Source organism: Streptomyces sp. NPDC057623, from assembly GCF_042800355.1.
GTDB lineage: Bacteria > Actinomycetota > Actinomycetes > Streptomycetales > Streptomycetaceae > Streptomyces.
Genome location: NZ_JBHVGZ010000009.1, coordinates 207813 through 234448, shown reverse-complemented (window position 1 = coordinate 234448; position 26636 = coordinate 207813). Strand labels below are relative to the sequence as shown.

Annotated in this window: 23 protein-coding genes; 16 read left to right on the top strand and 7 right to left on the bottom strand. The window is 70.9% G+C overall.

Translation table 11 applies throughout. The features are described 5' to 3' along the window. Nucleotides 1-2 precede the first annotated feature (2 nt). The 3 genes from ACFU95_RS13055 to ACFU95_RS13045 form a co-directional block, all read right to left on the bottom strand. Nucleotides 3-800, bottom strand: a complete 798-nt coding sequence (locus tag ACFU95_RS13055) for an IclR family transcriptional regulator (protein ID WP_383826043.1) — start codon at nucleotides 798-800, stop codon at nucleotides 3-5. 102 nt (nucleotides 801-902) lie between these two features. After that, entirely contained in the window at nucleotides 903-1775 is an 873-nt protein-coding gene (gene purU / locus ACFU95_RS13050; protein WP_383826041.1) for a formyltetrahydrofolate deformylase, read from the bottom strand. A gap of 70 nt (nucleotides 1776-1845) precedes the next feature. Beyond that, nucleotides 1846-2208, bottom strand: coding sequence for a cupin domain-containing protein (locus tag ACFU95_RS13045; RefSeq protein WP_383826038.1), 363 nt, complete (start codon nucleotides 2206-2208; stop codon nucleotides 1846-1848). A gap of 280 nt (nucleotides 2209-2488) precedes the next feature. On the opposite strand from ACFU95_RS13045, the gene ACFU95_RS13040 reads away from it, so the two are divergent. The 13 genes from ACFU95_RS13040 (at nucleotide 2489) to ACFU95_RS12980 (ending at nucleotide 18575) form a co-directional block, all read left to right on the top strand. After that, nucleotides 2489-3901: an MFS transporter gene (locus ACFU95_RS13040; RefSeq protein WP_383826036.1), complete on the top strand. Its 1413-nt coding sequence runs from the start codon at nucleotides 2489-2491 to the stop codon at nucleotides 3899-3901. A gap of 350 nt (nucleotides 3902-4251) precedes the next feature. Continuing rightward, nucleotides 4252-5337, top strand: a complete 1086-nt coding sequence (locus ACFU95_RS13035; protein WP_383826033.1) for an S-(hydroxymethyl)mycothiol dehydrogenase — start codon at nucleotides 4252-4254, stop codon at nucleotides 5335-5337. Next, on the top strand, nucleotides 5334-5966 hold the full coding sequence (locus tag ACFU95_RS13030) for an MBL fold metallo-hydrolase (protein ID WP_383826030.1): 633 nt from the start codon (nucleotides 5334-5336) through the stop codon (nucleotides 5964-5966). Before ACFU95_RS13035 ends, ACFU95_RS13030 begins: the two co-directional genes overlap by 4 nt. Nucleotides 5967-6001: 35 nt before the next feature. Next, nucleotides 6002-8449: an FAD-dependent oxidoreductase gene (locus ACFU95_RS13025; RefSeq protein WP_383826027.1), complete on the top strand. Its 2448-nt coding sequence runs from the start codon at nucleotides 6002-6004 to the stop codon at nucleotides 8447-8449. Nucleotides 8450-8508: 59 nt separating this feature from the next. After that, nucleotides 8509-9657: an N-methyl-L-tryptophan oxidase gene (gene solA / locus ACFU95_RS13020; RefSeq protein WP_383826024.1), complete on the top strand. Its 1149-nt coding sequence runs from the start codon at nucleotides 8509-8511 to the stop codon at nucleotides 9655-9657. Nucleotides 9658-9677: 20 nt separating this feature from the next. Next, the gene (locus ACFU95_RS13015) at nucleotides 9678-10811 is read left to right on the top strand and encodes an aromatic ring-hydroxylating dioxygenase subunit alpha (RefSeq protein ID WP_383826021.1); all 1134 of its coding nucleotides are present in this window, start codon (nucleotides 9678-9680) and stop codon (nucleotides 10809-10811) included. 340 nt (nucleotides 10812-11151) lie between these two features. After that, nucleotides 11152-12327 (top strand): NAD(P)/FAD-dependent oxidoreductase, encoded by a 1176-nt coding sequence (locus ACFU95_RS13010; protein ID WP_383826018.1) that lies wholly within the window; start codon nucleotides 11152-11154, stop codon nucleotides 12325-12327. A 41-nt stretch (nucleotides 12328-12368) separates the two neighbouring features. Beyond that, a complete protein-coding gene (gene gcvH, locus ACFU95_RS13005) occupies nucleotides 12369-12758 on the top strand; it encodes a glycine cleavage system protein GcvH (RefSeq protein ID WP_383826016.1) in 390 nt (129 codons plus the stop codon). Continuing rightward, nucleotides 12755-14029 (top strand): serine hydroxymethyltransferase, encoded by a 1275-nt coding sequence (gene glyA / locus ACFU95_RS13000; protein WP_383826013.1) that lies wholly within the window; start codon nucleotides 12755-12757, stop codon nucleotides 14027-14029. Before gcvH ends, glyA begins: the two co-directional genes overlap by 4 nt. A gap of 75 nt (nucleotides 14030-14104) precedes the next feature. Further along, on the top strand, nucleotides 14105-15487 hold the full coding sequence (locus ACFU95_RS12995) for an L-serine ammonia-lyase (protein WP_383826011.1): 1383 nt from the start codon (nucleotides 14105-14107) through the stop codon (nucleotides 15485-15487). A 19-nt stretch (nucleotides 15488-15506) separates the two neighbouring features. Continuing rightward, nucleotides 15507-16367, top strand: coding sequence for a formate dehydrogenase accessory sulfurtransferase FdhD (fdhD, locus tag ACFU95_RS12990; protein ID WP_383826008.1), 861 nt, complete (start codon nucleotides 15507-15509; stop codon nucleotides 16365-16367). A gap of 41 nt (nucleotides 16368-16408) precedes the next feature. Further along, the gene (gene mshA, locus ACFU95_RS12985) at nucleotides 16409-17665 is read left to right on the top strand and encodes a D-inositol-3-phosphate glycosyltransferase (RefSeq protein ID WP_383826075.1); all 1257 of its coding nucleotides are present in this window, start codon (nucleotides 16409-16411) and stop codon (nucleotides 17663-17665) included. Nucleotides 17666-17783: 118 nt separating this feature from the next. Next, the gene (locus ACFU95_RS12980) at nucleotides 17784-18575 is read left to right on the top strand and encodes a VC0807 family protein (protein WP_383826005.1); all 792 of its coding nucleotides are present in this window, start codon (nucleotides 17784-17786) and stop codon (nucleotides 18573-18575) included. Here ACFU95_RS12980 and ACFU95_RS12975 read toward each other — a convergent pair. Then, entirely contained in the window at nucleotides 18471-19739 is a 1269-nt protein-coding gene (locus ACFU95_RS12975; protein WP_383826003.1) for a phosphatidylserine/phosphatidylglycerophosphate/cardiolipin synthase family protein, read from the bottom strand. The two genes, ACFU95_RS12980 and ACFU95_RS12975, sit on opposite strands and share 105 nt — an antisense overlap. Nucleotides 19740-19962: 223 nt before the next feature. On the opposite strand from ACFU95_RS12975, the gene ACFU95_RS12970 reads away from it, so the two are divergent. Then, nucleotides 19963-20121: a hypothetical protein gene (locus ACFU95_RS12970; protein WP_383826000.1), complete on the top strand. Its 159-nt coding sequence runs from the start codon at nucleotides 19963-19965 to the stop codon at nucleotides 20119-20121. Nucleotides 20122-20136: 15 nt separating this feature from the next. Here ACFU95_RS12970 and ACFU95_RS12965 read toward each other — a convergent pair whose 3' ends face one another. Further along, entirely contained in the window at nucleotides 20137-22224 is a 2088-nt protein-coding gene (locus ACFU95_RS12965) for a sensor histidine kinase (RefSeq protein WP_383825998.1), read from the bottom strand. A gap of 41 nt (nucleotides 22225-22265) precedes the next feature. Between ACFU95_RS12965 and ACFU95_RS12960 the strand changes: the two genes are divergently transcribed. After that, a complete protein-coding gene (locus ACFU95_RS12960; RefSeq protein WP_383825996.1) occupies nucleotides 22266-22964 on the top strand; it encodes a response regulator in 699 nt (232 codons plus the stop codon). A 155-nt stretch (nucleotides 22965-23119) separates the two neighbouring features. Beyond that, nucleotides 23120-23545 (top strand): STAS domain-containing protein, encoded by a 426-nt coding sequence (locus ACFU95_RS12955; protein ID WP_383825994.1) that lies wholly within the window; start codon nucleotides 23120-23122, stop codon nucleotides 23543-23545. Nucleotides 23546-23572: 27 nt separating this feature from the next. Here ACFU95_RS12955 and ACFU95_RS12950 read toward each other — a convergent pair whose 3' ends face one another. Both ACFU95_RS12950 and ACFU95_RS12945 read right to left on the bottom strand, forming a co-directional pair. Next, entirely contained in the window at nucleotides 23573-24082 is a 510-nt protein-coding gene (locus ACFU95_RS12950; RefSeq protein WP_383825992.1) for an AAA family ATPase, read from the bottom strand. Between the two features lie 42 nt (nucleotides 24083-24124). After that, nucleotides 24125-26572, bottom strand: a complete 2448-nt coding sequence (locus ACFU95_RS12945; RefSeq protein ID WP_383825989.1) for a SpoIIE family protein phosphatase — start codon at nucleotides 26570-26572, stop codon at nucleotides 24125-24127. Between the last annotated feature and the right edge of the window lie 64 nt (nucleotides 26573-26636).

Sequence of the window (26636 nt, the reverse complement as noted above, 5' to 3'; positions counted from 1 at the left end):
GGTCAGCCCAGAAATCCCATCCGGTGGCTGATCTCCTGCGCGCCCTTGACCAGAGCGGGGGCGAGCTGGTGCATGCGTTCCTCGGTGAAGCGGTACGCCGGGCCGGAGGCGCTGAGGGCGGCGATGACCTCGCCGTCGCGGGACCGGATCGGGGCCGCCATGGCGTGCAGCCCGATCTCGAACTCCTCCAGCGTCACCGCGTACCCGCGCTCCCGGGCCTCGGTGAGGTCCTTCTCCAGCTTCGTCCTGGCGGTCAGGGTGTGCGAGGTGAGCTTCTCCATGCCGGACGCCGTGAGTACGTCGGCGCGCTCCTCCGCCGGCAGATGGGCCAGCAGGATCTTGCCGCTCGACGTGGCGTGCAACGGGGTGAGCTGCCCGACCCAGTTGTGGGTGCCGACCGCGCCGGGGCCGCGTACCTGGTGGAGGTTGACCGCGTAGTGCTCTTGCAGGACCGCGATGTTGACGGTCTCCCCGAGCTCCTCGCTGAGCCGCTCGCACACCGGGCGGCCCTGCTGAGTGATGTCGAGGCGGCCCGTGACCGCACCCGCCAGCCGCACCAGCCCGAAGCCGAGCCGGTACTTGCCCCGATCGGCCGTCTGCTCCACCAGACCGCGTGCCTCCAGCGCCCCGAGCAGACGGAACGCGGTCGACTTGTGGACGTCGATCTCGATGGCGACCTCGCTGACGCCCGCCTCGCCGCGTTGGGCGAGGATCTCCAGGACGCTGACGGCACGGTCGACGGATTGCACGCCGCTCACCGCGGGACCGGTTGTTTCGCCCTCTGCCGTGTGGTTGCTCATAGCGCAACTATATGCATGCGCTTTCAGGGATTCTGCGGGGTTCGTGGAACGCGATGGTAACGGGGACATGTGCGGGGCGGCACACATCTGACGGCCCGTTCGTCAGCGGAAGACGACCGTGCAGTTGCCGTTGACCAGTACACGGCTCTGGCTGTGCCACTCGACGGCGCGGGCGAGCACCTGGGCCTCCACGTCGCGGCCCATGGTGACCAGTTCGTCGGGGTCGCGCGAGTGGTCCACGCGGACGACGTCCTGTTCGATGATCGGGCCTTCGTCGAGGTCGGACGTGACGTAGTGCGCCGTGGCCCCGACCAGCTTCACGCCGCGGTGGTGTGCCTGGACGTACGGCCTGGCCCCCTTGAAGCTCGGCAGGAAGGAGTGGTGGATGTTGATGGCCCGGCCGTCGAGCTGCTTGCACAGGTCGTCCGAGAGGATCTGCATATAGCGGGCGAGGACCACGAGGTCGACGTCGAGCTCGTCGACGAGGCGCAGCAGTCGTGCCTCGGCCTCCGCCTTGGTCTCCCTGGTCACCGGGATGTGGTGGAAGGGGATGCCGTAGCTCTGCGCCAGGGGCTCGAACTCGCGGTGGTTGGAGACGATCGCGGGGATCTCGATGTTGAGCGCGCCCGTGGACCTGCGGAAGAGCAGGTCGTTGAGGCAGTGGCCGAACTTCGACACCATGATCAGCGTTCGCGTCGGGGTCGAGGCGTCGTGCAGTTGCCAACTGATCCCGTACGCCTGGGCGACCGGGCCGAAGCCGGTGCGCAGGTCCTCCAGGGAGACGCCGGGATCCGACACGGCGAAGTGCACGCGCATGAAGAAGCGGTCCTGCAGACGGTCGTCGAACTGCCGGCTCTCCAGGATGTTGCCACGGTGACTCAGCAGGAAGGTGGTCACGGCGTGGACGAGACCGGCCTGGTCGGGGCACGAGAGCGTGAGGACGAACTCACGGCCGGGCTGCGGTCGAGGAGACATGCCATCCTCCGTCGTTCGGGTGCGCACGGCGCACCGTGATGGGTGGTTTTCGGTGCGGTGAATGCCGGGTCTACCGGTAGATGACGAAGACCTTGCGCAGCGTCTCGTGGATCGTCCACGTGCCCTGCCAGCCGACGGGGAACACGGTGGTGGTTCCGGGGCCGACCTCGGTCGTCGTCCCGTCCTTCTCCGCACAGGTCATGCGCCCGGACAGCACATGGATGACCTCGCCGCGGTCGGCGAAGTCCCATGCCGACTCCCCGGGTTCGCACTCCCAGGTGCCGCTGACGATCCTGTCGTCGTCCGAGGTGAAGATCCGCCGGCTGCGGGTCCGCATCGGGTCGCCGAGCGGTGTGGCGGTCGGCGGGGCCAAATCCTTCCTGTCCTCCAGCTCGTCCGATGACAGGGAACCGGCGTTCAGGCTGATCGTCATGGTGCGGGGGTCCGATCTCTCAGGGCCACGTCAGGGCGATGTTTCTCTATGCACAACAACCATCGCAATGCGCAACATCATGCGGATGCGGTGAGGCGTCGTCAAGGGTCGGGCCGTGTCGGTGCGGTAAGGGGGTGGACCGGCGTCCGGTGAAGTCGCGAGAGCTTCGGCAGTCCGTCTTGACGGCGACAGGCTGGGGATGCTCGGTTGCGTATGCAGACGCGAGTTTTGGAGAGCGCAACACCGCTCAGGTCTCCAGTCCCCCACCCCGGGAGTTCGGATGTCCATCCGTGCCGTCGACGAGGCGCCACTGAACAAGTTCCACCGAAAACTCACCTGGGCCTGCGCCGGTGGCCCGTTCCTGGACGGCTACCTGCTGAGCATCATCGGCGTCGCGCTCATCGGCATGAACGACGAGCTGAACCTGAGCACCGGGGACGAGAGCCTCATCGGCGCCGCCGCTCTGGTCGGCATCTTCGTCGGGGGCCTGTTCTTCGGTCCTGTCACCGACAGGATCGGCCGCGAGACGATGTACACCATCGACCTCGCCGTGCTGGTCGCCGGATCGGTGCTGTCGGTGTTCGCCACCGAGACCTGGCAGTTCGTCGTCCTGCGCTTCGTGCTCGGCATGGCCATCGGGGCCGACTATCCGATCGCCACGTCCCTGCTGGCCGAGTGGGTGCCCAACCGGCATCGCGGCCGGCTGCTCGGCGTCCTCATCCTGTCCTGGTACGTCGGCGCGGCGGCCGCCTACGTGGTGGGCTATGTGATGGCCGAGATCGGTGGCGCCGGTACCTGGCGGTGGATGCTCGCCTCGGGTGCCGTGCTGAGTGCCGTGATCCTGCTGATGCGGATCGGCACACCGGAGTCGCCACTGCGGCTGGTGAACAAGGGCCGTACCGCCGATGCCCAGAAGGCGATCAAACGGGCTCTCGGCCGCACCGTCCCGGTCGAGGAACTGATCGCGGCCTCGGCTGCCGAGCAGTCGGTCGCGCAGAGCCGGCTCCGTGACCTGTTCCAGGGCACCTATCTGAGGCGAACGCTGTTCTGCGGGCTGTTCTACATGTGTCAGATCACGCCGATGTTCGCCCTGTACACCTTCGGCCCCGCCATCCTGGGCTCGTTCGGGCTCGGCGAGGGCAACGACAGCAACCTGGGCTCGGCGCTGATCAGTGTCGTCTTCGTGCTGGGCTGTCTCCCCGCGCTGCGTCTGGTGGACCGGGTGGGGCGCCGCCCCGTCATCGTGTGGTCGTTCGCCCTGATGGTGATCCCGCTCGCGGTGCTCGGCGGTGGCTCCGCACTTCCCCTGGCGGTGGTCATCGTGTGCTTCTGTGCCTACGCCCTCCTGTCGGGCGGCCCCACGGTGCTGGAGTGGACGTACCCCAACGAGCTGTTCCCCACCGGCATTCGGGCCACCGCGGGAGGCGTGGCGACCTCGATCAGCCGCATCGGGGCGGCCGCGGGTACCTATCTGCTGCCGATCTCCCTCGACCGGCTGGGTATCGGCACGACCATGCTGATCGGGGCCGGCATCACCGCGGTGGGCTGGCTGGTGTCCTTCGCGTGGGCCGAGGAGACACGGGGCCGCACGCTGGCCGAGACCAGCGCCCTGCCCGGCAGGGCCCCGCGGTCCGCGTCGGCCGACGGTGATCACCACGACAGCCTGCGAGGAAGCGGCCTCGGGCGGTTCTGACCCGTAGGCCCGTAGCGGGGGCGACATGTTGGCCGGCCGGTCCCTGGGAGGGGGCCGGCCGCATGTCCGGGGCGCCCGGAGGCCGGGTGCCGGCGGGATGGCAAGTTCGCCCGACCAACCCCTTGACAGTGAGTGTCCGCAAGGAGACAGTTTGGTCCGTCGTTGCTTATGGCGATGAGCGTTGCGCTTTACGCAACAAGCGGAAGTGGCTCGGTCCGGTCCTCGCTCCGGCACCGGCGAAGTTCGATCCCTCCCCACGTCGATCGCTCCGGGGGAGCGATCGACAGCCCCCGCCGTCAAGAACATCCGGCCGAAGCTCGCGTTCGGCCGCCCCGACGAGGAGAACGAGGGTGACGCACGAGGTACGCGCCGTCGTGGCGCGCACGAAGGGCGCCCCGGTGTCCGTGGAGACCGTTCTGGTGCCGGACCCCGGCCCGGGTGAGGCGCTGGTGCGGGTGCAGGCCTGCGGCGTCTGCCACACCGACCTGCACTACCGCGAGGGCGGGATCTCCGACGAGTTCCCCTTCCTGCTCGGCCACGAGGCCGCGGGAGTCGTCGAGGCGGTCGGCGAGGGCGTCACCGACGTCGCTCCCGGCGACTTCGTCGTCCTCAACTGGCGTGCGGTCTGCGGCAAGTGCCGGTCCTGCCGCAAGGGCAGGCCCTGGTACTGCTTCGCCACCCACAACGCCACCCAGCCGATGACACTGGCCGACGGCACCCCGCTGTCCCCGGCCCTCGGCATCGGTGCCTTCGCCGAGAAGACCCTGGTGGCCGCAGGCCAGTGCACCAAGGTCGACCCGACCGCCTCTCCGGCCGCGGCGGGGCTACTCGGCTGCGGCGTGATGGCCGGGTTCGGTGCCGCGGTCCACACCGGCGGCGTCGGCCGCGGCGACTCCGTGGCGGTGATCGGCTGCGGCGGCGTGGGCATGGCTGCCATCGCGGGCGCCAGGGTGGCCGGCGCCGGCCGCATCATCGCGGTCGATGTTGACGAGCGGAAACTGAAGTGGGCCGAACAGTTCGGTGCCACCGACACCGTCGACTCCGCCAGGGCCGACGCCGTCGAGGCCATTCGCGCCCTCACGGACGGCTTCGGCGCCGACGTCGTCGTGGACGCGGTGGGCCGTCCCGAGACCTTCAAACAGGCCTTCTACGCCCGCGACCTGGCCGGCACCGCGGTCCTGGTGGGCGTCCCCACCCCGGAGCTGATGCTCGACCTGCCGCTGCTGGACGTGTTCGGCCGCGGAGGCGCCCTGAAGCCGTCCTGGTACGGGGACTGCCTGCCCTCCCGGGACTTCCCCGCCCTCATCGACCTCTACCGGCAAAGCCGCTTCGACCTCGGCGACTTCGTCAGCGAGACCATCGCCCTGGACGAGGTGGAAGAGGCGTTCGCCAGGATGCACCACGGTGAGGTGCTGCGCTCGGTGGTGGTCCTGTGATCGCGCGGATCGAGCGCCTCGTCACCTCCGGAACCTTCCAACTGGACGGCGGCAGCTGGGAGGTGGACAACAACGTCTGGCTGATCGGCGACGACGACGAGGTCCTGGTGATCGACGCCGCACACGACGCCGAGGTCATCTCCGCCGCCATCGGGAGCCGGCGCCTCGTCGCCATCGTGTGCACCCACGCCCACAACGACCACGTCAACGCCGCTCCGGCCCTGGCCGCCCGCCACGGGGCACCGATCCTGCTCCACCCCGCCGACGCCGTGCTCTGGAAGACGGTGCACGGCATGCGGGTGCCCGACTGCTGGGAGCTGATCGACGGCGAGGAGCTGACCGTGGCCGGCATCGCGCTGCGCGTGCTGCACACCCCCGGACACTCTCCCGGCGCGGTCTGCCTGTACGTGCCCGAGCTGGGAGCCCTGTTCTCCGGCGACACCCTCTTCCAGGGCGGCCCCGGAGCCACCGGCCGCTCCTTCTCCGACTTCGACACCATCATCGCCTCCCTCCGCGACCAGCTCCTCGCCCTCCCCGCAGACACCACCGTTCACACCGGCCACGGCGACACCACCTCGATCGGGGCCGAAGCGCCCCACCTCGGCGACTGGATCGCCCGCGGCCACTGACTGTCCGTCACAGCACACGAACCTGGAGGAAGACCATGGCGGCACAGCCGAAAGTGGTCATCATCGGCGCCGGCATCGTCGGGTGCGCTCTCAGCGACGAACTGACCGCACGCGGCTGGACGGACGTCACCGTTCTGGAACAGGGCCCGCTCTTCGCCACGGGCGGCTCCACCTCACACGCCCCCGGTCTGGTCTTCCAGACCAACGGGTCCAGGACGATGACCGAGTTCGCCCGGTACACGGTGCAGAAGTACAGCGCGCTGACCTTGGACGGGCAGTGGTGCTTCCAGCCGGTCGGGGGCCTGGAGGTGGCCACCTGTCCGGAGCGGCTGGCGGAGATCCAGCGCCGGCACGGCTGGCTGAGCTCCTGGGGCGTGGACAGCCGCCTGCTGACGCCCGAGGAGTCCGCCGCACTGCACCCCCTGCTGGACCCCGAGCGGATCCTCGGCGGATTCCACATCCCCGGCGACGGCCTGGCCAAGGCGCTGCGGGCGGGCGAGGCGCAGGCTCGCCTGGCCACGGCAAGGGGCGCCCGCTTCCACGCTCACCACACCGTCACCGGGATCGAGACGACCGGGGACCGGGTCAGCGCGGTGGTCACCGACCAGGGGGCCTTCCCGGCGGACATCGTGGTGTCCTGCGCCGGCTTCTGGGGCCCGAAGATCGGCCGGATGGTCGGCCAGCCGGTACCGCTGGTGCCCCTGGCCCACCAGTACGCGCGGACCACGGCGCTTCCGGTGCTCGCCGGGCGCAACGACGAACTCACCGAGGCGTCCCTGCCGATCCTGCGCAACCAGGACGCCGGCCTGTACTACCGCGAACTCGTCGACCGCATCGGCATCGGCTCCTACGCCCACCGGCCGATGCCCGTCCGGCTGGACGACGTCGCGCACCCGCGTGACGCAGTGATGCCGTCCTCTCTGGAGTTCACCGAGGCCGACTTCGAGGGCGCCTGGGCCGACTCCGTGTCCCTCCTGCCGTCCCTGTCCGACGCGAAGGTCGAGGAGGGCTTCAACGGCGTCTTCTCCTTCACCTCCGACGGGATGCCGCTGATGGGCGAGTCGTCGACGGTGCGGGGCTTCTGGCTCGCGGAGGCCGTATGGGTCACCCACTCGGCCGGTGTGGCCAGGGCCATGGCCGAGTGGCTGGTCTACGGCCGCCCCGGCACCGACGTCCACGAGTGCGACATCAACCGCTTCGAGGAGGTGCAGCTGGCGCCCTCCTACGTCCAGGAGCGCAGCTGCCAGAACTTCGTCGAGGTGTACGACATCCTGCACCCGCTCCAGCCGATGGAGTCCCCGCGTCCCCTGCGGATCAGCCCCTTTTACTCCCGTCAGGAAGCCCTCGGCGCGGTCTTCCTGGAGGGCGGAGGCTGGGAACGGCCGCACTGGTACGAGGCCAACGCCGCGTTGCCCGAGGTGGCCCGGATCCCGGGCCGGGGCGCCTGGGCGTCCCGCTACTGGTCGCCGATCGCGGGCGCCGAGGCCCTCGTCACCCGCGAGCGCGTGGCGCTGTACGACATGACGCCGCTGAAGCGACTGGAGGTCACCGGCCCCGAAGCACTCGCCTTCCTCCAGGCGCTGACCACCAATCAGCTCGACAAGCCGGTCGGGTCGGTCACCTACAGCCTGATGCTGGACGAGACCGGCGGTATCCGCAGCGACCTGACCATCGCCCGCCTGGCGGCCGAGCGCTTCCAGATCGGCGCCAACGGCAACCTCGACCTGGACTGGCTGCGCCGGCACCTGCCCGCCGACGGCTCCGTACAGGTGCGCGACATCACCGCCGGCACCTGCTGCCTCGGCGTCTGGGGCCCACGTGCCCGCGACCTCGTGCAACCGCTGACCGACACGGACTTCTCGCACCAGGGTTTCGGCTACTTCAAGGCCAAGGACGCCTACCTCGGCGACGTCCCGGTCACCGCGATGCGCCTGAGCTACGTCGGCGAGCTCGGCTGGGAGATCTACACCACGGCCGATCTCGGCGCCAAGCTCTGGGACACCCTGTGGGAGGCCGGGCAGGAGCTGGGGATCATCGCCGCCGGCCGCAGCGCCTTCAACAGCCTGCGCCTGGAGAAGGGCTACCGCTCGTGGGGCCATGACATGACCACCGAGCACAACCCCTACGAGGCCGGCCTCGGCTTCGCCGTCCGACGCAAGAAGCGGCACTTCACCGGCAGGCCCGCGCTCGACGGCATCAGCGACGAGACGGTCACCCGCAGGCTCACCCCGCTGATCGTCCAGGACGAGCAGTCCGTGGTGCTGGGCCACGAACCGGTGTACGTGGACGGCCGCCCGGTCGGCTATGTGACCAGCGCCGCCTACGGCTACACCGTCGGCGCGCCCATCGCGTACGCCTGGCTGCCCGCCGAACACGCCACCCCCGGAACGCCGGTGGAGATCGAGTACTTCGGCGCCAGGGTCGCGGCCGTCACCGCCGCCGAGCCCCTGTTCGACCCCGAGATGTCCCGCATCCGGCGCTGAACCGGCCACCAGCGCCGACCGGAGCACCCCCGTCGGCCGGATTCCCAGGAGATGGACACATGGCCCCTTCCTACGACGTGATCGTCGTCGGCCTGGGCGGGATGGGCAGCGCGGCCGCCTGTCACCTCGCCGCCCGCGGTCAGCGAGTGCTCGGTCTGGAGCGCTTCGGCCCGGCCCACAACCTCGGCTCCAGCCACGGCGGATCCCGCATCTACCGGCAGGCCTACTTCGAGGACCCTGCCTACGTACCCCTGCTGCTGCGCGCCCGTGAACTGTGGGAGAAGCTGGCCGCCGACTCCGGACGCGAGGTCTTCACCCGGACCGGCGGTCTCATGATCGGCCGAGAGGAGAGCCAGGCCTTCGCCGGCACCCTGCGCAGTGCTCACGAATGGGGCTTGGACCACGAGGTCCTGGGCGCCGCCGACATCCGGCGCCGCTTCCCGACCTTCAGTCCGGCGCCCGAGGACGTCGCCTTCTACGAGCACGGGGCCGGCACAGCCCGGCCGGAGGCCACCGTCACGGCCCACCTGGACCTGGCCCGGGCCCACGGCGCCGAGCTGCACTTCGCCGAACTCGTCCTGGGATGGGAGGCCGACGGCCCGGGCGGCAAGGCGTGGGTGGTCACCGACCGCGGTGCCTACACCGCCGACCGGCTCGTCATCGCCCCCGGGGCGTGGGCGCCGAAGCTGCTGTCCGGCCTCGGCGTGAGCGTGACGGTGGAGCGCCAGGTCATGTACTGGTTCCAGCCCGAGGGCGGAACCTGCCCGTTCACCGCCGACCGGCACCCCGTCTACATCTGGGAGGACCCGGACGGCACCCAGATCTACGGTTTCCCCGCACTCGACGGTCCTGACGGCGGCGCCAAGGTCGCCTTCTTCCGCAAGGGCGTCCCCAGCGACCCCGACACGCTCGACCGCCGGATCCACCCGGACGAGATCGCGGCCATGGCCGACCATCTGCGCCCGCGCATCCCCACCCTGCCCGGCCGCTTCCTCAAGGCCGCGGCCTGCATGTACTCCAACACCCCGGACGAGCACTTCGTCCTCGCCCGGCACCCCGACCATCCGCAGGTGACCGTGGCCTGCGGGTTCTCCGGCCACGGGTTCAAGTTCGTGCCCGTGATCGGCGAGATTCTCGCCGACCTGGCCACCGAGGGCACCACCCAGTACCCCATCTCCCTTTTCGACCCCCGACGTGTGCGCGTCTGACGATTCCCGAGGTGATTTCGATGACCACCACCAGCCTCCCCCCGAGCCTGATCGCCACGCTGCCCGGCGAGCACTACACCGACCCCGAGATCTTCGCCCTGGAACAGGAGCGGATCTTCGAGGCCATGTGGTTCTGTGCGGCCCGCGCCGCCGAGCTGGACAAGCCCGGCAGCTTCCGCACCTACCAGGTCGGCCGGGAGAGCGTGCTGATCTCCCGCTCCCGTGACGGTTCGCTCAAGGCGTTCCTCAACATCTGCCGGCACCGTGGCGCCAAGCTGTGCACGGAGGAGTCCGGCGAGGTCAAGCGGGCCTTTCAGTGCCCGTACCACGCCTGGACGTACGGCCTGGACGGCAAGTTGGTCGCCGCGCCGAACCTGACGTCGATGCCGGACATCGACCGGACCGCGTACGGACTGGTCAACGTCCACGTCCGGGAGTGGCTCGGCTATGTGTGGGTGTGTCTGGCCGACACCCCGCCGTCGTTCGAGTCCGACGTGATGGGCGCGATCGTCGAACGGCTGGGCGACGTCGAGTCGATCGAACGCTACGACATCGACAGCCTCCAGCTGGGCCGCCGTATCAAGTACGACGTGAAGGCCAACTGGAAGCTCATCATCGAGAACTTCATGGAGTGCTACCACTGCGCGACGATCCACCCGGAACTGACCGAGGTGCTGCCCGAGTTCGCGGACGGTTACGCCGCCCAGTACTACGTGGGGCACGGTGCCGAGTTCGGTGAGGACGTGCAGGGCTTCACCGTGGACGGTTCCGAGGGGCTCGACCGCATCCCCGGGGTCGCCGAGGACCAGGACCGCCGGTACTACGCGATCACCGTCAGGCCGCAGGTGTTCGTCAACCTCGTGCCGGACCACGTGATCTTCCACCGGATGTACCCGATGGCACACGACCGCACGATCGTGGAGTGCGACTGGCTGTATCTCCCGCACGTCGTCGAGAGCGGCAAGGACGTCAGCCGGTCCGTGGAGCTGTTCCACCGGGTGAACCAGCAGGACTTCGACGCCTGCGAACGCACGCAGCCGGCCATGAGTTCACGGGCCTACGCCAAGGGCGGCGTACTGGTGCCCAGTGAGCACCACATCGGCGAGTTCCACACCTGGGTTCAGGACAGGCTCGACGCGCGACCCACGCACTGACCCCGCTCCCACCCCGGTACCGCCCGTCCACCTGCCACCGGCCTCCGGCAGGTGGACGGGCCATTGATACGGAAGGTACGGCCATGTCCAGGCCCTCTGTGGGCACAGCGTCGGCGTGTTGCGTATCACGCAGTGTGGTGCGCTATTGCGCACCGATCGGTCGCATCTCTTGACAAGGTCCCGACGCTGCGGAAAGCATGTTGCGTATAGCGAGCTTGGTTGTGTCATTCGAGACAACGCTCGGATCTCACAGTTTCCCTTCTTCGTCGTAAGGCCGGGCGGACCAGCCCGGCCGACGGCTGCCCATCCCTTTCGGGCACCCGCACTCCGGAGGTTCTTCATGATCACCGTCGTCGGAGCGTCGCTGGCAGGTCTGAGCGCGGTCCGCGCACTGCGCGCAGAGGGCTACGACGGCGGCATTGTCGTCATCGGGGAGGAGCGCCACACTCCGTACGACCGCCCGCCGCTGTCCAAGGACTTCCTCAAGGGCGACCTCGACGCCGACGCGCTCGCGCTCGGCGACGCGGACGAATACGAGGACCTGGACGTGCGGTGGCTGCTCGGCGAACGCGCGATGAGGCTCGACCCCGCGGACCGGTCCGTCGTTCTGGCCGACGGACGGCGACTGCGCTCCGACGGCGTGGTCGTCGCGACCGGCGCGAGCCCGCGGACGCTGCCCGGCATGGACGGCCTGGCCGGTGTCCACACCCTGCGCACCCTGGACGATGCCCAGGCCCTGCGCGCCGAGCTGCTGGACGGGCTGCCCAGGGTCGTCGTCATCGGCGCCGGCTTCATCGGCGCGGAGGTGGCCTCCACCGCCCACGGGCTCGGCCTGCACGTCACCGTCATCGAGGCGCTCGACGTGCCGCTCGAACGCCAACTGGGCCGCGAGATGGGGCAGGTGTGCTCCTCGCTCCACAGCGATCACGGGGTCGGCCTGCTGTGCGGGACCGGTGTGGCGGAACTCGTCGGCGAGGACCGGGTCACCGGCGTACGGCTGGCGGACGGACGGCTGCTGCCCGCTGACATCGTCGTGGTCGGGGTGGGCGTGCGGCCCAACACCGACTGGCTCGCCGGTTCCGGCGTGCGGGTGGACGACGGCGTGGTCTGCGACGCCGGTTGCTCGACCAGTGTCCCGGGCGTGGTCGCCGTCGGTGACGTCGCCCGCTGCCCCCACCCGTTCACCGGACGGCACGCCCGCATCGAACACTGGAGCAACGCCACCGAGCAGGCGAAGACCGCCGCCCGCACACTGCTGTCCGGGGCGTCGGCCCCCGCCCCGCTCACCGCGCCGTACTTCTGGTCCGACCAGTACAAGGTGCGCATCCAGGTGGCGGGGCATGTCGCCCCGGGCGCCGAGCCCGAGGTCGTCGAAGGCGACGTCGACAGCCGCACCTTCACGGCCGTCTACCGCCGTGAGGGCACCCCCGTCGCCGTGCTCTCGCTCAACCAGCCGAAGTTCTTCAACCGGCTCCGCCGCACCCTCGTCCCCGCCGCCGCGGCCGCCGCGTCATGAGCGCCCCGCCTCAACTCCCCCTGTCCACACGGGAGACCGCCATGAGCATCCCGCGTCACCTGCGTTACACCTGGGACCACGAGTGGCTGGTCGTGGACGAGGGCAACGCCACGGTCGGCATCACCGCGTTCGCGGCGCGGGCCCTCGGCGACGTCGTCCACCTCCGGCTGCCCGCGGTCGGCACCTGGGTCGAGGCGGGGGAGAGCTGTGGAGAGATCGAGTCACTGACAGCCACCAGTGATCTGTACGCCCCCGCCTCGGGCCAGGTCCTGGAAGTCAACACCGCGCTGACGGGCGACCCCGGCATCGTCAACTCCGCCCCCTACACCGTGGGTTGGCTGTTCAGGCTGCGGGTCGAGAACATCGCCGGCGCCCTGTCCGCCGATGCCTACGCCGCCCACTGTGCCCACTCACAAGGAGACCGCCGATGAGCCTGTTGAACACGCCCCTGCACGAGCTGGACCCGGCGATCGCCGCCGCGCTCGACGCCGAGCTGGAGCGCCAGCAGTCCACCCTGGAGATGATCGCCTCCGAGAACTTCGCGCCGGTCGCGGTCATGGAGGCCCAGGGCTCGGTCGCCACCAACAAGTACGCCGAGGGCTACCCCGGCCGGCGCTACTACGGCGGCTGCGAGCACGTCGACGTCGCCGAGCAGATCGCCATCGACCGGGTCAAGGAGCTGTTCGGCGCCGAGTACGCCAACGTCCAGCCCCACTCCGGTGCCTCCGCCAACCAGGCCGCCCTGTTCGCGCTGGCCCAGCCCGGCGACACCATCCTCGGCCTGGACCTGGCCCACGGCGGCCACCTCACCCACGGCATGCGGCTGAACTTCTCCGGCAAGCAGTTCAAGGTGGTCCCCTACCACGTGGACACCGCCACCGGCCTGGTCGACATGGCCGAGGTCGAGAAGCTCGCCAAGGAGCACCGGCCGAAGGTGATCATCGCGGGCTGGTCGGCGTACCCGCGGCAGCTGGACTTCGCCGAGTTCCGGCGGATCGCCGACGAGGTCGAGGCGTACCTGTGGGTCGACATGGCCCACTTCGCGGGCCTGGTCGCGGCCGGACTGCACCCGAACCCGGTCGAGCACGCGGACGTGGTCACCTCCACCACCCACAAGACCCTCGGCGGCCCCCGCGGCGGCATCATCCTGGCGAAGAAGGACTTCGCGAAGAAGCTGAACTCGTCCGTCTTCCCGGGCTTCCAGGGCGGCCCCCTGGAGCACGTGATCGCGGCCAAGGCGGTCTCCTTCAAGGTCGCCGCGAGCGAGGAGTTCAAGGAGCGCCAGCAGCGCACGGTCGAGGGTGCGAGGATCCTCGCCGAGCGCCTGACCGCCGCCGACACCCGCGAGGCCGGCGTCAACGTCCTGTCCGGCGGCACGGACGTGCACCTCATCCTGGTCGACCTGCGCGAGTCCGAGCTGGACGGCCAGCAGGCCGAGGACCGCCTCCACGAGGTCGGCATCACCGTCAACCGCAACGCCGTCCCCGACGACCCGCGCCCGCCGATGGTGACCTCGGGCCTGCGCATCGGCACCCCCGCCCTGGCCACCCGCGGCTTCACCGCCGAGGACTTCACCGAGGTCGCCGACGTCATCGCCGAGACCCTCAAGGCGCCCTCCCCCTTCGGAGCGGCCGAGACCGACGCCCTCAAGGCCCGGGTCAAGGCACTCGCCGACAAACACCCGCTGTACCCCGGCCTCTAGGCCCTGCTCGACAACCCGCCCCAGGGGCGTGCCATGACCTGCTCGGCACGCCTCGTCAGCCCCACGGAGTATGGCGTGCCCATCAGCGTCTTCGACCTGTTCTCCATCGGCATCGGCCCGTCCAGCTCGCACACCGTCGGGCCGATGCGGGCCGCCGTCATGTTCGCCACCCGGCTGAAGACGGACGGCCTGCTCGCCCAGACCACCGCGGTGCGGGCGGAGTTGTTCGGTTCCCTCGGCGCCACCGGGCACGGCCACGGCACCCCGAAGGCCGTGCTGCTCGGCCTGGAGGGCAACGAGCCGCAGACGGTCGACGTCGCCCAGGCCGACCTGGACGTCGAACGGATCCACGGCACCGGGCGCATCCGCCTGCTCGGCGCCGAGATCGGCGCGGCCCACGAGATCGACTTCGACGTCTCGACCCAGCTGATCCTGCACCGGCGGCGCTCGCTGCCCTACCACGCCAACGGCATGACCCTCTTCGCGTACGACGCCGACGGCGTCCCGCTGCTGGAGAAGACGTACTACTCGGTTGGCGGCGGCTTCGTCGTCGACGAGGACGCCGTCGGGGCAGACCGGATCAAGCTCGACGACACCGTGCTGCCCCACCCGTTCCGCACGGGTGACGAGTTGCTGAGGCTCGCCCGGGAGACAGGCCTGTCGATCTCCGCCCTGATGCTGGAGAACGAGAAGGCCTGGCGCACCGAGGAGGAGATCCGCGCGGGGCTGCTGGAGATCTGGCGGGTCATGGAGGCATGTGTCGCCCGTGGCCTGGGCCGCGAGGGCATCCTTCCCGGCGGTCTGAAGGTCCGTCGGCGGGCCGCCGCGGCGGCCCGGGCGCTGCGCAGCGAGGGCGACCCCGCGGGCCGCGCGATGGAGTGGGTGACCCTCTACGCGATGGCGGTGAACGAGGAGAACGCGGCGGGCGGCCGCGTGGTCACCGCCCCGACGAACGGTGCGGCCGGCATCATCCCCGCCGTACTGCACTACTACCTCAGCTTCGTGCCGGGCGCCGACGACGAAGGCATCGTCCGCTTCCTGCTCGTGGCCGGCGCCATCGGCATGCTCTTCAAGGAGAACGCCTCCATCTCCGGCGCCGAGGTCGGCTGCCAGGGCGAGGTCGGATCGGCCTGCTCGATGGCCGCCGGAGGGCTCGCCGAGGTGCTGGGTGGCTCCCCCGAACAGGTCGAGAACGCCGCCGAGATCGGCATGGAACACAACCTCGGCCTGACCTGCGACCCGGTCGGCGGCCTCGTCCAGATCCCGTGCATCGAACGCAACGGCATGGCCGCGGTCAAGGCGGTCACGGCGGCGCGGATGGCGATGCGGGGGAACGGCCGCCACCACGTCTCGCTCGACAAGGTCATCAAGACCATGAAGGAGACCGGCGCCGACATGAAGGTCAAGTACAAGGAGACCGCACGCGGCGGCCTCGCGGTCAACGTCATCGAGTGCTGAGCGAACCAGGAGTGAGGCCATGGGACGGGTGACCGAGCGACGGCGTGTGGTCCGGGTGCGGGACGGCGCGGTGAGCACACGTCCGGACACGCTGGTCGCGGAGGAGCCCCTGGAGATCCGCCTCAACGGCAGGCCGCCGGCGATCACCATGCGCACACCCGGAGACGACTTCGCGCTCGCCGCGGGCTTCCTGGTGAGCGAGGGCGTCGTGGGCCGGGCCGCGGACGTGGCGAACATCGTGTACTGCGCGGGCGCCACGCAGGACGGTTCGAACACGTACAACGTGGTCGACGTGCGGCTCGCCCCGGGCGTGCCCGTACCCGACATCACGCTGGAGCGGAACGTGTACACCACGTCGTCGTGCGGCCTGTGCGGGAAGGCGAGCCTGGACGCCGTACGGACCACCGCGCGGTGGCCGGTCGCCGACACGCCCCCGGTCCGGGTGGCCCCCGAGCTGCTGGCGATCCTGCCCGACCGGCTGCGGGCCGCGCAGCGGGTGTTCGACCGGACCGGTGGCCTGCATGCCGCCGGGCTGTTCTCGCCCGAGGGTGAACTGCTGGACCTGCGGGAGGACGTGGGACGGCACAACGCTGTCGACAAGCTGATCGGGCGCGCGTTGCGGGCCGGTGAACTGCCGCTGTCCCGCAGCGTTCTGCTGGTGTCCGGGCGGGCGTCGTTCGAACTGGCTCAGAAGGCGGTCATGGCGGGCATCCCGGTGCTGGCCGCGGTCTCGGCACCGTCGTCCCTCGCGGTGGACCTGGCGGCGGAGACCGGGCTCACCCTCGTCGGCTTCCTGCGCGGCGGCTCCATGAACGTGTACGCGGGCGAGCGGCGCCTCGGCCTGGACGCCGCGGCCACGGACGGAGCGCCGGCGAGGTGAGCCAGCACGTGACCCGATCCCGCGGGCCCCGCCGTGTCGCGATGCTCAGCGTGCACACCTCACCGCTGCACCAGCCCGGCACCGGCGACGCCGGCGGGATGAACGTCTACATCGTCGAACTCGCCAGGCGGCTCGCCGCCACCGGCATCGAAGTGGACGTCTTCACGCGGTCGACCTCCGCCGCGCTCCCACCGGTCGTCGAACTCGCCCCGGGCGTCCTGGTACGGCACGTGGACGCCGGGCCCTACGAGGGCCTGGCCAAGGAGGACCTCCCCGCCCACCTGTGCGCCTTCACCCACGGCGTGACCCAGGCCTGGGCAGGCCACCGGCCCGGCCACTACGACCTGGTCCACTCCCACTACTGGCTCTCCGGCCACGTCGGCCGCCTGGCCGCCCAGCGCTGGGGCGTCCCGCTCGTCCACACCATGCACACCATGGCCAAGGTCAAGAACGCCTCCCTGGCCGAGGGCGACACCCCCGAGCCCGCCGCCCGCGTCGTCGGTGAGACACAAGTCGTACGGGCCGCCGACCGGTTGATAGCGAACACCGGCAAGGAAGGCGAGGAACTGCTCCGGCACTACGACGCCGACGCCGACCGGGTGGCCGTCGTCCACCCCGGTGTCAACCTCGACCGTTTCCGCCTCGACGTCGCCGGTGTCGCGGTCGGTCAGGCCGCGGCGCGGTCCCGCCTCGGGCTGCCGCAGGACGCCCTCGTCCCGCTGTTCGTGGGCCGCATACAGCCGTTGAAGGCACCGGACGTCCTGCTGCGCGCCGTGGCCCGGCTGCTGGAGCGGCGGCCGTGGCTGCGTGAGCGGATCGTGGTGCCGGTCGTGGGCGGGCCCAGCGGCAGCGGTCTGGCCAGGCCGGAAGGGCTCCAGAAGCTGGCGGCCTGCCTCGGCATCTCCGACGTGGTGCTGTTCCGGCCGCCGGTCGACCAGGACCAGCTCGCCGACTGGTACCGGGCGGCGACCGTCCTGGTCATGCCCTCCTACAGCGAGTCCTTCGGACTGGTGGCCGTCGAGGCGCAGGCCTGCGGTACCCCGGTGATCGCCGCCGAAGTCGGCGGTCTGCCGGTGGCGGTGAAGGACGGGGTGAGCGGCGCTCTCGTACCGGGGCACGATCCGGTCCACTACGCGGATGCGCTCTGCGCCTTCGCCGACGACAGCGGACGCTCGACCCGGATGGGCGAGGCCGCCGTCCGCCACGCCCGCTCCTTCGGCTGGGAGACGGCCGCGGCGACGACGGCGAACGTGTACGCCGCGGCCCTGCACGAGCGCAGGCTCCGCCGCGTCTCGTGACGCCCCGGCAGGGCTCCTGCGGCCGACCGGCCTGACCGGCCGCTCTGACATTTGTCATGCCGAGGGCCGGACGATCGTTTCTACCGGCGATACGGTGGCGGCCGCGAAGCTGGGGTGCATGACGACGGACACGGGGACCACCAGCAGGGAAAGTGCCACCAACGGCCGGCGGGCGCTGCGGAACTTCGCGCCGCTGCTCATCGACGTCGCGGTGCCGCTCGGGGCGTACTACCTGCTGAGGAACGGCTTCGGGATGAGCACGGTGATGGCGCTCGGCCTGAGCAGTGTCGTGCCGGCGGTGCGGACCGGGTGGGGTGTGGTGACGGCCCGTGAGGTCAACGGGCTGGCCGGCCTCATCCTCTTGGTGAACGTCGTGTCGCTGCTGCTCGGCTTCGTGGCCGGTGACGCGCGGCTGATGGTTGCCAAGGACAGCGCGGTCAGCAGCGCGATCGGGATCGGGATCATCGTCTCCGTCGTGCTCGGCAAGCCCATGATGACCGTCGGCATGAAGCCCTGGGTGGTGAAGGGCGACCCGGGCCGCGAGGCCGCCTGGGCGCGGCTGCACGCCGGTTCGACGCGGTTCCGGCGGGCCGAGCGGGTGTTCTCGCTGGTGTGGGGTGTCGTACTGCTCGCGGAGTGCGTGGTGCGGGTCGCGGGCGCCTACACCCTGCCGGTGGACACCATGGTGTGGGCCGGCAACGTGATCATGGTCGTCGCCATGGGGACCGGCTTCCTGGTCAGCGGTGCGCTGGGCGCCGGTCCGATGGCCGCGATGGTCGTCGCGGAGGCGACGGCGGAGAGCCCCTCAACCGCCGCAGGCGGCACGGATCCTGTAGAAGGTGCTCAGGTATCTCGCGTGGTACGACGCACTGGTGATCCGCACCAGCGCCTCGTCGGCCGAACGCAGTGACGATCCGGTCAGGTTGGCGCTGCCCGTGTAGACCCGCGGGGTGAGGTCGCCGTTGTAGTCGCCGTCGAGCAGGATCTGCTTGTTGTGCGGACGGACGTCGATTCCGGGGCCGTTGGGAATGCTGCACCTGCGGTGCTGGATGCCGGCGGCGTCGAGCCGGCTGGTGATCGTGGAGTCGCTCTCGGTGTAGATGACGTCGATCCAGCAGCCCCTGCCGCGCAGTTGGGCCAGCTTGTCGGCGACCTGGCGGCGCGAGCCGAGAAAGCTGTGGGTCACGATGCGGATGTCGCTCTGGTGCCGCAGCCCGTCCGTGCCGTTGTAGGCGCAGCTGACCTCGTTCAACGCGTTGACGACGGTGTCCGTGGCGGGGTTGTGGTACGACGGGTCACCCCGCGGGAAGAAGTAGCCGCGGTACGTCGAGCCGGTCGGCGTGGAGAAGTAGGCGTTGTTGTCGCCGCGGGCGAGGGTGCGCCCCAGGCGGAGCCGCTCGTGGTACGTGGCGTAGGCGTTGTACACCGTGCCGTCCGTGAAGGTGACGGCGTCGTTGAAGGACTCGACCTTGTACCAGGCGGTGAGGTTGGAGGAGGTCTGGAAGACGACCCTCGTGTAGCTGGTGCCGTCGTCGAAGGGGCCGAGCCTCGAGAAGGTGAAGAACTTGTTGTGGTTGTAGGCCGGTTGGGGCGGGGTCACGGCCAGGCAGCCGCGCTGGACGTCGTCCACGCCGTCCGCGTCCTCGAACCGGTCGTCGCAGACGACGATCCACGAGCGGGCCGCGTCATCGGTTCCCAGCCCGGCCCTGAGCGTCCGGTAGGGCACGTTGGTGTACTCGGGGCCGCCGGCGCCGTCCACATAGGTCGAGTCGTCGACGATGAGCCTGACGTTGACGCCGCGCCGGTGGGCGGCGAGCAGCGCGTCGGCGACCTCCTGATCGTTGAACTCGTAGATCGAGCCGCGGATCGTCGCCCCGGCGGGAGTCCCGTCGATCAACCGCACCAGCTGCGTGAAGACGGCTTTGCGCTGCGCCGCCGTGCCCAGCGGGTCGTTGAACACGGGACCGTTGATGACCGGCTTGGTCAGTGCGGCGGCGGGTGTCGCGCCGGTGAGGAGGAGCGCCATCGCCAGGGACAGGACGACTGTGGCGGCGCGGGCTGGCAGAAGGATCACGGATGCGAGCCTTCCGTGACGTACCGGGGGCTTCCCCGACGGGGTCTCGATTTCAGTCGGACGGCGCACAGCGAGGTGGGAACGCGGGAACCAAGGGGGCGTAAGTGAGGCGTATGCCTCATGTTCCCGGGACAGCCGGGCTGGGAGATTCATCCGCGAAACGCACACCGGGCCGCGCCGCGAGCACCTGCCGACGCGGCCCGCGAGAGCAAGGAGACCTGGAATGACTCTCAAGAACATAGTGTCGGCGGTGGCCGGAGCCCTGGCCGGGATGGTGCTGATGAGGTCGAAGGAGCAGCTCCGGCCCGCGGCGTCGGCGGCGCCCGCAGCGGTGGGTGGATGCCCCACGCCGCACCCCGAGGACTGCCCCAGGTGCAAGTGAGGTGATCTCCGCGGCCTACGCCGACCCGTGCTCGCTGGTGCCGTACGGCACCAGCGAGCGGGGCAGCACGGCCATGACGCGGGTGCCGCGTCCGGTGCGCCCGATGGTGAACCGGCCGCCGATCTCGGCGGCCCGGTCGGCCATGGAGTCCAGTCCCACACCGCCCGCCGTGCCGTCACGTGTCGGCGGGGGCTCCGAGGAGCCGATCCCGACCCCGTCGTCGTGGACTTCCAGGGTGAGCGACCGGGCGTCGACGCGGACCTGAACCTCCACGCTCGTCGCCCGGGCGTGGCGCAGCACGTTGTTGAGGGCCTCCGCGGTGATGCGGTAGGCGGCCGCTTCCACGGCTGCGGGCAGCGGCGGCAAGGGGAGGGGGTCCAGGGCGATGCGGACGGCCAGGCTGCTGCTGTCGAACGAAGCGGTGAGCTGTCGCAGGGCACCGCTCAGGCCGCAGTCGCCGAGCGGTGCCGCGCCGAGCCGGTCGGTGATGCGCCGTACGTCCTCGATGGCGAGCGCCAGGCCCTGTGAGATCTCGTCCAGCCGGGTGCGCACCTCGTCCTCGGCGGCCAGTTGGGCGGCGGCGTTGTCGACGCGCAGCCGGAGCCCGGCGAGAGCGGGCCCGAGGCCGTCGTGGATGTCCTGCCGCAGCCGCCGTCGCTCTGCCTCGCGGGCGGTGACGAGCTGCTCGCGGCTGGTCTGGAGGTCCTCCTGAAGACGCAGCGAGGCCACGGCCGGGGTCGCCTGCTGGGCGAGAGACGACAGGATGCGGGCGTCCGGGGCGTCGAGCGTCGCCTCGCCGTCGCGGGTGCCGACCGACAGCCGGCCGATGCTCGCGCCGTGATGGACCAGGTCGAAGTGCTGCTCCAGGGCGTCCGGGCAGCCCGCCCGGGCCAGCACCCGCGGACCGGCGCGGGTGTGCACCGCCAGCGCCGCACCGGGCAGGCGCAGTGTCTCCACCACGGTGGTGCAGATGGTCGCGGGGATGTCCTGCGGGCTGCCGGCCCGGCTGAAGCGCTCCGCGAGGGTGCGCAGTACGTGGTAGGGCTGGGTCCGCTCACCGTAGTGCAGCCGCTCGATCATGCCGACGGCCCAGGCGGTGGCGGGGCGCAGACCGGCGCCCAGCAGGAAGGCGGGCGCGACCAGGGCGACGGCCAGGGTGGCCCGGCCCGGCGCGACTCCGGTGGCCAGGGCCGCGGTGGCGGCGACATCCGCGGTGATCAGCAGGGTCACGGCCACGAGTCCGGCCAGGATCCGCCGGGCGGAGCGGCTGATGCGCCAGCCGCCGGTGCGGACCGCGACGTAGACGACGGACGCCGACCAGACGATCGAGGCGGCCACGAGGATCGCGAGGGTCTGCCAGTAGTAGCGTGCGCCCAGTCGGTAGTGGACGTACTGCGCGCCGGCCCACAGCAGATACGCGGCGAGGGGCAGCAGTGCCTGGCGGTACCGGCGGGTCCGGTCGCGCAGGATCCGTGCCGCCAGCACCGCCGAGCCGATCGCGATGAAGAGGAAGTCGCTCACCTCGTGGGCGGTCCACAGGCGGTCGTTGAGCCATCCGGCGGTCCGCCCCCACCATCCCGAGGCCAGCGGATTGGGTGCGCCGAACTTCTCCTCGTACGCCGCGTTGATGAACACCTGCGGCACCACCCACAGGGCCACGGCCCCCAGGTAGAGCCGCCACCACCGGTTGGGCAGCCGGCCGTCGGGAAACCACAGGGGCAGCGAGTACCAGAGGGTGATCTTGACGACGTTGGCCACCGCCCTGAACAGCACGGCCGCGACATGCGCGGTGGGGTCGGTGACGCTCACCCACATGGGGGCCGCGACGGCCAGCGGCAGGACGACGGACATCGAGTAGACCAGCAGGACCCAGCCGGCCGGGATCCCGGGGCGGTGGGCGTGCAGCACCACGCCGGCGGCGGCGGCCGGCAGCGCGTACAGCAGGTGCGTCAGATCCTGCGCGCTGCCCGCCAGGCCGGGCGCGCCGAGGTGCGCCAGGAGGTAGCAGCCCCACAGACCGGAGACGGCCAGCACGATCGCGGCACACAGCGCGGCGGCCCACAGAGGTCCACCGTCGTCCACCGCTCTCAGGGCGCGCTTCATCCCACCACCACGTAGTCATATGCTTGCATATAGTGACAAACATGGTGGAAGAGAACCCGGGGTCCCCGCATGTCGACGGGCTGTCCGTGCTGCTGGTGGACGACCATCCGATGTTCCTGGACGGGCTGCGGGGCGCTCTGTTGCCCCAGGAGGGGTTCCATGTGGTGGGGGAGGCGTCCACCGCCGAACAGGCCGTCACGTTGCACGCCCGGCTCGCCCCGCATGTGGTGGTGCTCGACCTCGGACTGCCTGACGCGAACGGCACGGAGGTCATCCGGCGGCTGCTGGACGACAGACCGCAGACCAGGGTGCTCGTACTGAGCATGTCCGACGACGACAACAACGTGCTCGCCGCCATGCAGGCGGGTGCCTGCGGCTACCTCGTCAAGGGCGCCGACCGGACCCAGATCATCAACGGCGTGCGCACCGCCGCGGCCGGCGGAGCCGTGTTCAGTCCGCAGATCGCCGAGCGGCTGCGCTGCTTCTTCAACGCCCTGGCCGCCGTACCGGGCCAGCAGGCCTTCCCCCAGCTCACCCCGCGCGAGCTGGAGATCCTCGATCTGATCGCACGCGGGCTGGACTATCGGCAGATCGCCCGCCGACTGACCATCTCGGACAAGACGGTCCGCAACCACGTCACCAACGTCTTCGCCAAACTCCATGTCACCGACCGGGCCCAGGCGGTGATCCGGGCGCGCAACGCCGGGCTGGGCGGCGACTCCTCTGCGTTCCCCTCCTGATCCGCAGCCGGAGAGCCCGCACTCTTCCAGGCGAGGAAGGGGCCCGCCGCCTCACGTACCCGGGACCGTGGGCCACGCACAGTGGGGCTGCCGCATCCGCACCGGTACCGCCGCAGTGCCGTCCTTCAGGGCTGATCGCATCGCAGGGAGGCGCCATGACCAGCCGCACGCAGCAAAGCGCCCACTCCATCGGCATGCCCCACCAGCAGGCCCAGTGCCCTCCCGGGCACCAGCCGCTCCAGACGTTCCGCATCACCCTCCAGACCCGCGGTCCCCGCCACTGCCTGGTGAGCATGGCCGGGGAACTCGACATCGCCACGGCCCCGGAGGCGCGCGGGGTGCTGGAGCAGGCCGTCAGCCAGTACGAACACATCACGGTCGATCTCTCGCATCTCGGCTTCTGCGACTGCGCAGGACTCAGCGCGCTGCTCGGGGCGGCGCGGGCGGCCCGGAGCAAGCACGCCGAACTGCGACTGCGCGCACCGACCACGGCGGTGACCCGGCTGCTGCGGCTCACCCGCACCCGCGGCGCCTTCCGTTTCGAACCGCCCGCCGGCCGGGACGGCCACGAGTACGAGTGATCCCGGGTGTCCGGGACCCGCGGCACCTCAGGCAGGGCGCAGATACTCCTGGGCCTTCTTCACGTTCGTGGCCAGGTCCGCCGTCGAATCGAGCACCAGCCGCTCATCCGTCCAGGGCTCGAACTCGGCCCGTCGCCGCCGAACGGCTTCCCAGGTCGGCTCCTCGAAGCCCGCGATGCCCCGGGACCGGCCCTGAAGGCGTCGGCGATGCAGCAGCGGGTCCGAGCACACCACCTCGATGAACGCCACCGGCACACCGCGGCGGTCGGCCAGCACCCGCCACTGCCGGCGAGCCGCCTCCACCGCGTTGACCGCGTCGACGATCGCGCTCTGGCCCAGTGCCAGCACCCCGTCGGCCACCGCCTCGGCGACGAGGTAGGCCGCGAGGCCCGTGGGCTGACCGCGGTCCACCCCGGCCCGCCACATCGCCGCCTCGACGGGGTCGACCGCCACCACCGCGGCGGGCAGCGCCCGCCCCAACTCCTCGGCGACCGAGCTCTTTCCCGTCGCGGGGAGACCTGCCATCACGATCAGCATGACCGCACTGTCGCACAGGTGCCCCGTTCGCAGGTGCGTAGATCAGACACCTGGTTCCCCCTGCTGCGCCGCCAGCGGTTGCTCGGCCCAGATGGTCTTCCGGTTGCGGCCGTAGCGGGTGCCCCAGCGCTCGGACAGCTGGGCCACCAGGAACAGGCCGCGCCCGCCCTCGTCGGTGCCGCGGGCCTGGCGCAGGTGAGGGGAGGTGCTGCTGGAGTCGGAGACCTCGCAGATGAGCCGGCCGTCCCGGATCAGCCGCAGCAGGACCGGGCCGCCCGCGTACCGGTAGGCGTTCGTGACCAGTTCGCTCACGATCAGCTCGGTGGTGAAGGCGAACTCCTCCAACCCCCACTCGGCCAGCCGGTCGCGCACCACCGCCCGGGCCCGGCCGGCGGCGGTGGCCTCGGCCGGCAGCTGCCAGGTGGCCACGTTCTCCGCCGCCAGCACCCGGGTCCGGCCCAGCAGCAGCGTGACGTCGTCGGTGGGCCGGTCGGGCAGCATCGCGTCCTCGACCGCCTTGCAGGTGTGCTCCAGCGAATGGAAGGGGCCGGTCAGCGTGGAGCGCAGCAACGCCAGGCCCTGGTCGATGTCGCGGTGGCCGGACAGCAGGAGGCCGTCGCTGTACAGGGCGATCAGGCTGTCCTCGTCCAGTTCGAGTTCGGCCGTCTCGAACGGCAGTCCGCCCACGCCGAGCGGCGGCCCGGCGGGGACGTCGACCGGGCGGACCCGGCCGTCCGGACTCAGCACGGTCGGCGGCGGGTGGCCCGCGCGAGCCATGGCACAGTGCCGGGAGACCGGATCGTAGATCGCGTACAGACACGTCGCACCCACGATCTGCGGGGCGTTCGCCTCGGTCTGCCGCTGTTCGGTGGCCAGCTCGTCCACCAGGTCGTCGAGCCGGGCGAGGACTTCGTCGGGGGCCAGGTCGAGGTGCGCCAGGGTACGCACCGCGGCACGCAGCCTGCCCATCGTCGCCGAGGCGTGCATGCCGTGGCCGACGACGTCCCCGACGACCAGCGCCACACGCAGCCCCGACAGCGGGATGACGTCGTACCAGTCCCCGCCGACCCCGGTGGAGGCATGCGCGGGCAGATAGCGGTACGCCGTCTCGACCGCCGGGTGCTCGGGCACCTCACTGGGCAACAGGCTGCGCTGGAGGGCCTCCGCGGCGTTGTGCTGCTGGGTGTAGCGACGGGCGTTGTCGATGCATACGGCGGCCCTCGCCGCGAACTCCTCCGCCAGGGTGAGGTCGTCCTCCTCGAACGGCTCCGGGCGCTGCGAGCGCCACAGGCAGACCAGGCCCAGGACGACACCGCGCGCCGACAGCGGCACCACCATCAGGGAGTGCACCCCGATCGCGAGCGCTGCCCGGGCCCGTTCCGGCTCGGCGACGAACCATCCGCGGGTGTCCTCCAGACGCGGATCGAGGACGGGACGCCGCTCGGCCAGGCAGCGGGCCGGCGCGGTCTCGTCGGGGAAGAAGAACAGATGGCCCTCGGGATGCATCACCTCCAGCGCCTCGGGCCGCACGCTGCGCACCGCCATCCTGCGCAACGGGCCCCTGGCGTCGGGGGCGGGCTCCTCCCCGCGCGGCACGGGCTCCAGCAGGTCCACCGAGAGGGCGTCGGCGAGCTCGGGAACCGCCGCCTCTGCCAGCTCACGCGCCGTCCTGGCCACGTCCAGGGTGCTGCCGATCCGGGCGCCCACCTCGTTGAGCAGCGCGAGCCGCCGACGCGCCCGATGGCGGTCGGTGACGTCCTCGACGATCTCCGTGACGCCCAGGACCCTGCCGGACGGGTCCTGCATCCGGAAGGCGGAGATGGAGACGACCAGTTCCCTGCCGGGGTCGTTCAGGAGCCGGCCCTGCTGCTCCGCGAAGATCACGGGCCGGCCCGTCTCGAGCACCGACCTGAGCTTCGTCTCCGCCAGCACCGCGTCGGGGCCGAACAGGAACTCGCCTGCGCGACGCCCGCGGTAGGCCTCGGGCGGCAGCCCGCCGGCCCGCGCGATGGCCTGGTTCACCCGCAGGATGCGCAGATCGGGTCCGAGCACCACGACACCCACCGGGGACCGGCGGAAGAAGCCGTCGAGCACGGCCCGGTCGATCTCCCACTGGGTGATGTCCTCGGCGAGCGCGCCGACGAGGAGCCACTCGACGGTGGCGTCCAGCCGCTGCACCCTCCGGGCCCTGAACCCCACAAACACACGGTGGCCCGCGCGGTGCAGGACCGGCAGCAGACCGAGCCAGCCGCCGTCGCGTCGGCACGCGGCAGTCGCTTCGGCGACCAGACCCTTGTCCCGGCCGGCGATCAGGACCTCGCGTATCGGCCGGCCCAGGACCTCCTCGGGCCGGTGCCCGAGCAGCGTGGTGGCCTGTTCGCTCCAGGCGACGACCCTTCCCTCGTCGTCCAGCACGGCCGACGCGGATCGGTGGATCGAGAACGGGTCCTCCGGGCTCTCGCTCAGTGTCTTCGGGGATGTGTTGCGCATCGCCCACCCATCTCGCGCCGACGGCGGGGCCCGCAGTACGGCGCCCCGGGACGCTCCTACCGTT

What these genes read in the sequence shown, in the direction of transcription:
- ACFU95_RS13055 (WP_383826043.1), bottom strand. Translation starts at nt 800, where the DNA reads ATGAGCAACCACACGGCAGAGGGCGAAACAACCGGTCCCGCGGTGAGC.
- purU (WP_383826041.1), bottom strand. Translation starts at nt 1,775, where the DNA reads ATGTCTCCTCGACCGCAGCCCGGCCGTGAGTTCGTCCTCACGCTCTCG.
- ACFU95_RS13045 (WP_383826038.1), bottom strand. Translation starts at nt 2,208, where the DNA reads ATGACGATCAGCCTGAACGCCGGTTCCCTGTCATCGGACGAGCTGGAG.
- ACFU95_RS13040 (WP_383826036.1), top strand. Translation starts at nt 2,489, where the DNA reads ATGTCCATCCGTGCCGTCGACGAGGCGCCACTGAACAAGTTCCACCGA.
- ACFU95_RS13025 (WP_383826027.1), top strand. Translation starts at nt 6,002, where the DNA reads ATGGCGGCACAGCCGAAAGTGGTCATCATCGGCGCCGGCATCGTCGGG.
- solA (WP_383826024.1), top strand. Translation starts at nt 8,509, where the DNA reads ATGGCCCCTTCCTACGACGTGATCGTCGTCGGCCTGGGCGGGATGGGC.
- ACFU95_RS13015 (WP_383826021.1), top strand. Translation starts at nt 9,678, where the DNA reads ATGACCACCACCAGCCTCCCCCCGAGCCTGATCGCCACGCTGCCCGGC.
- ACFU95_RS13010 (WP_383826018.1), top strand. Translation starts at nt 11,152, where the DNA reads ATGATCACCGTCGTCGGAGCGTCGCTGGCAGGTCTGAGCGCGGTCCGC.
- gcvH (WP_383826016.1), top strand. Translation starts at nt 12,369, where the DNA reads ATGAGCATCCCGCGTCACCTGCGTTACACCTGGGACCACGAGTGGCTG.
- glyA (WP_383826013.1), top strand. Translation starts at nt 12,755, where the DNA reads ATGAGCCTGTTGAACACGCCCCTGCACGAGCTGGACCCGGCGATCGCC.
- fdhD (WP_383826008.1), top strand. Translation starts at nt 15,507, where the DNA reads ATGGGACGGGTGACCGAGCGACGGCGTGTGGTCCGGGTGCGGGACGGC.
- mshA (WP_383826075.1), top strand. Translation starts at nt 16,409, where the DNA reads ATGCTCAGCGTGCACACCTCACCGCTGCACCAGCCCGGCACCGGCGAC.
- ACFU95_RS12980 (WP_383826005.1), top strand. Translation starts at nt 17,784, where the DNA reads ATGACGACGGACACGGGGACCACCAGCAGGGAAAGTGCCACCAACGGC.
- ACFU95_RS12970 (WP_383826000.1), top strand. Translation starts at nt 19,963, where the DNA reads ATGACTCTCAAGAACATAGTGTCGGCGGTGGCCGGAGCCCTGGCCGGG.
- ACFU95_RS12965 (WP_383825998.1), bottom strand. Translation starts at nt 22,224, where the DNA reads ATGAAGCGCGCCCTGAGAGCGGTGGACGACGGTGGACCTCTGTGGGCC.
- ACFU95_RS12960 (WP_383825996.1), top strand. Translation starts at nt 22,266, where the DNA reads ATGGTGGAAGAGAACCCGGGGTCCCCGCATGTCGACGGGCTGTCCGTG.
- ACFU95_RS12955 (WP_383825994.1), top strand. Translation starts at nt 23,120, where the DNA reads ATGACCAGCCGCACGCAGCAAAGCGCCCACTCCATCGGCATGCCCCAC.
- ACFU95_RS12950 (WP_383825992.1), bottom strand. Translation starts at nt 24,082, where the DNA reads ATGCTGATCGTGATGGCAGGTCTCCCCGCGACGGGAAAGAGCTCGGTC.
- ACFU95_RS12945 (WP_383825989.1), bottom strand. Translation starts at nt 26,572, where the DNA reads ATGCGCAACACATCCCCGAAGACACTGAGCGAGAGCCCGGAGGACCCG.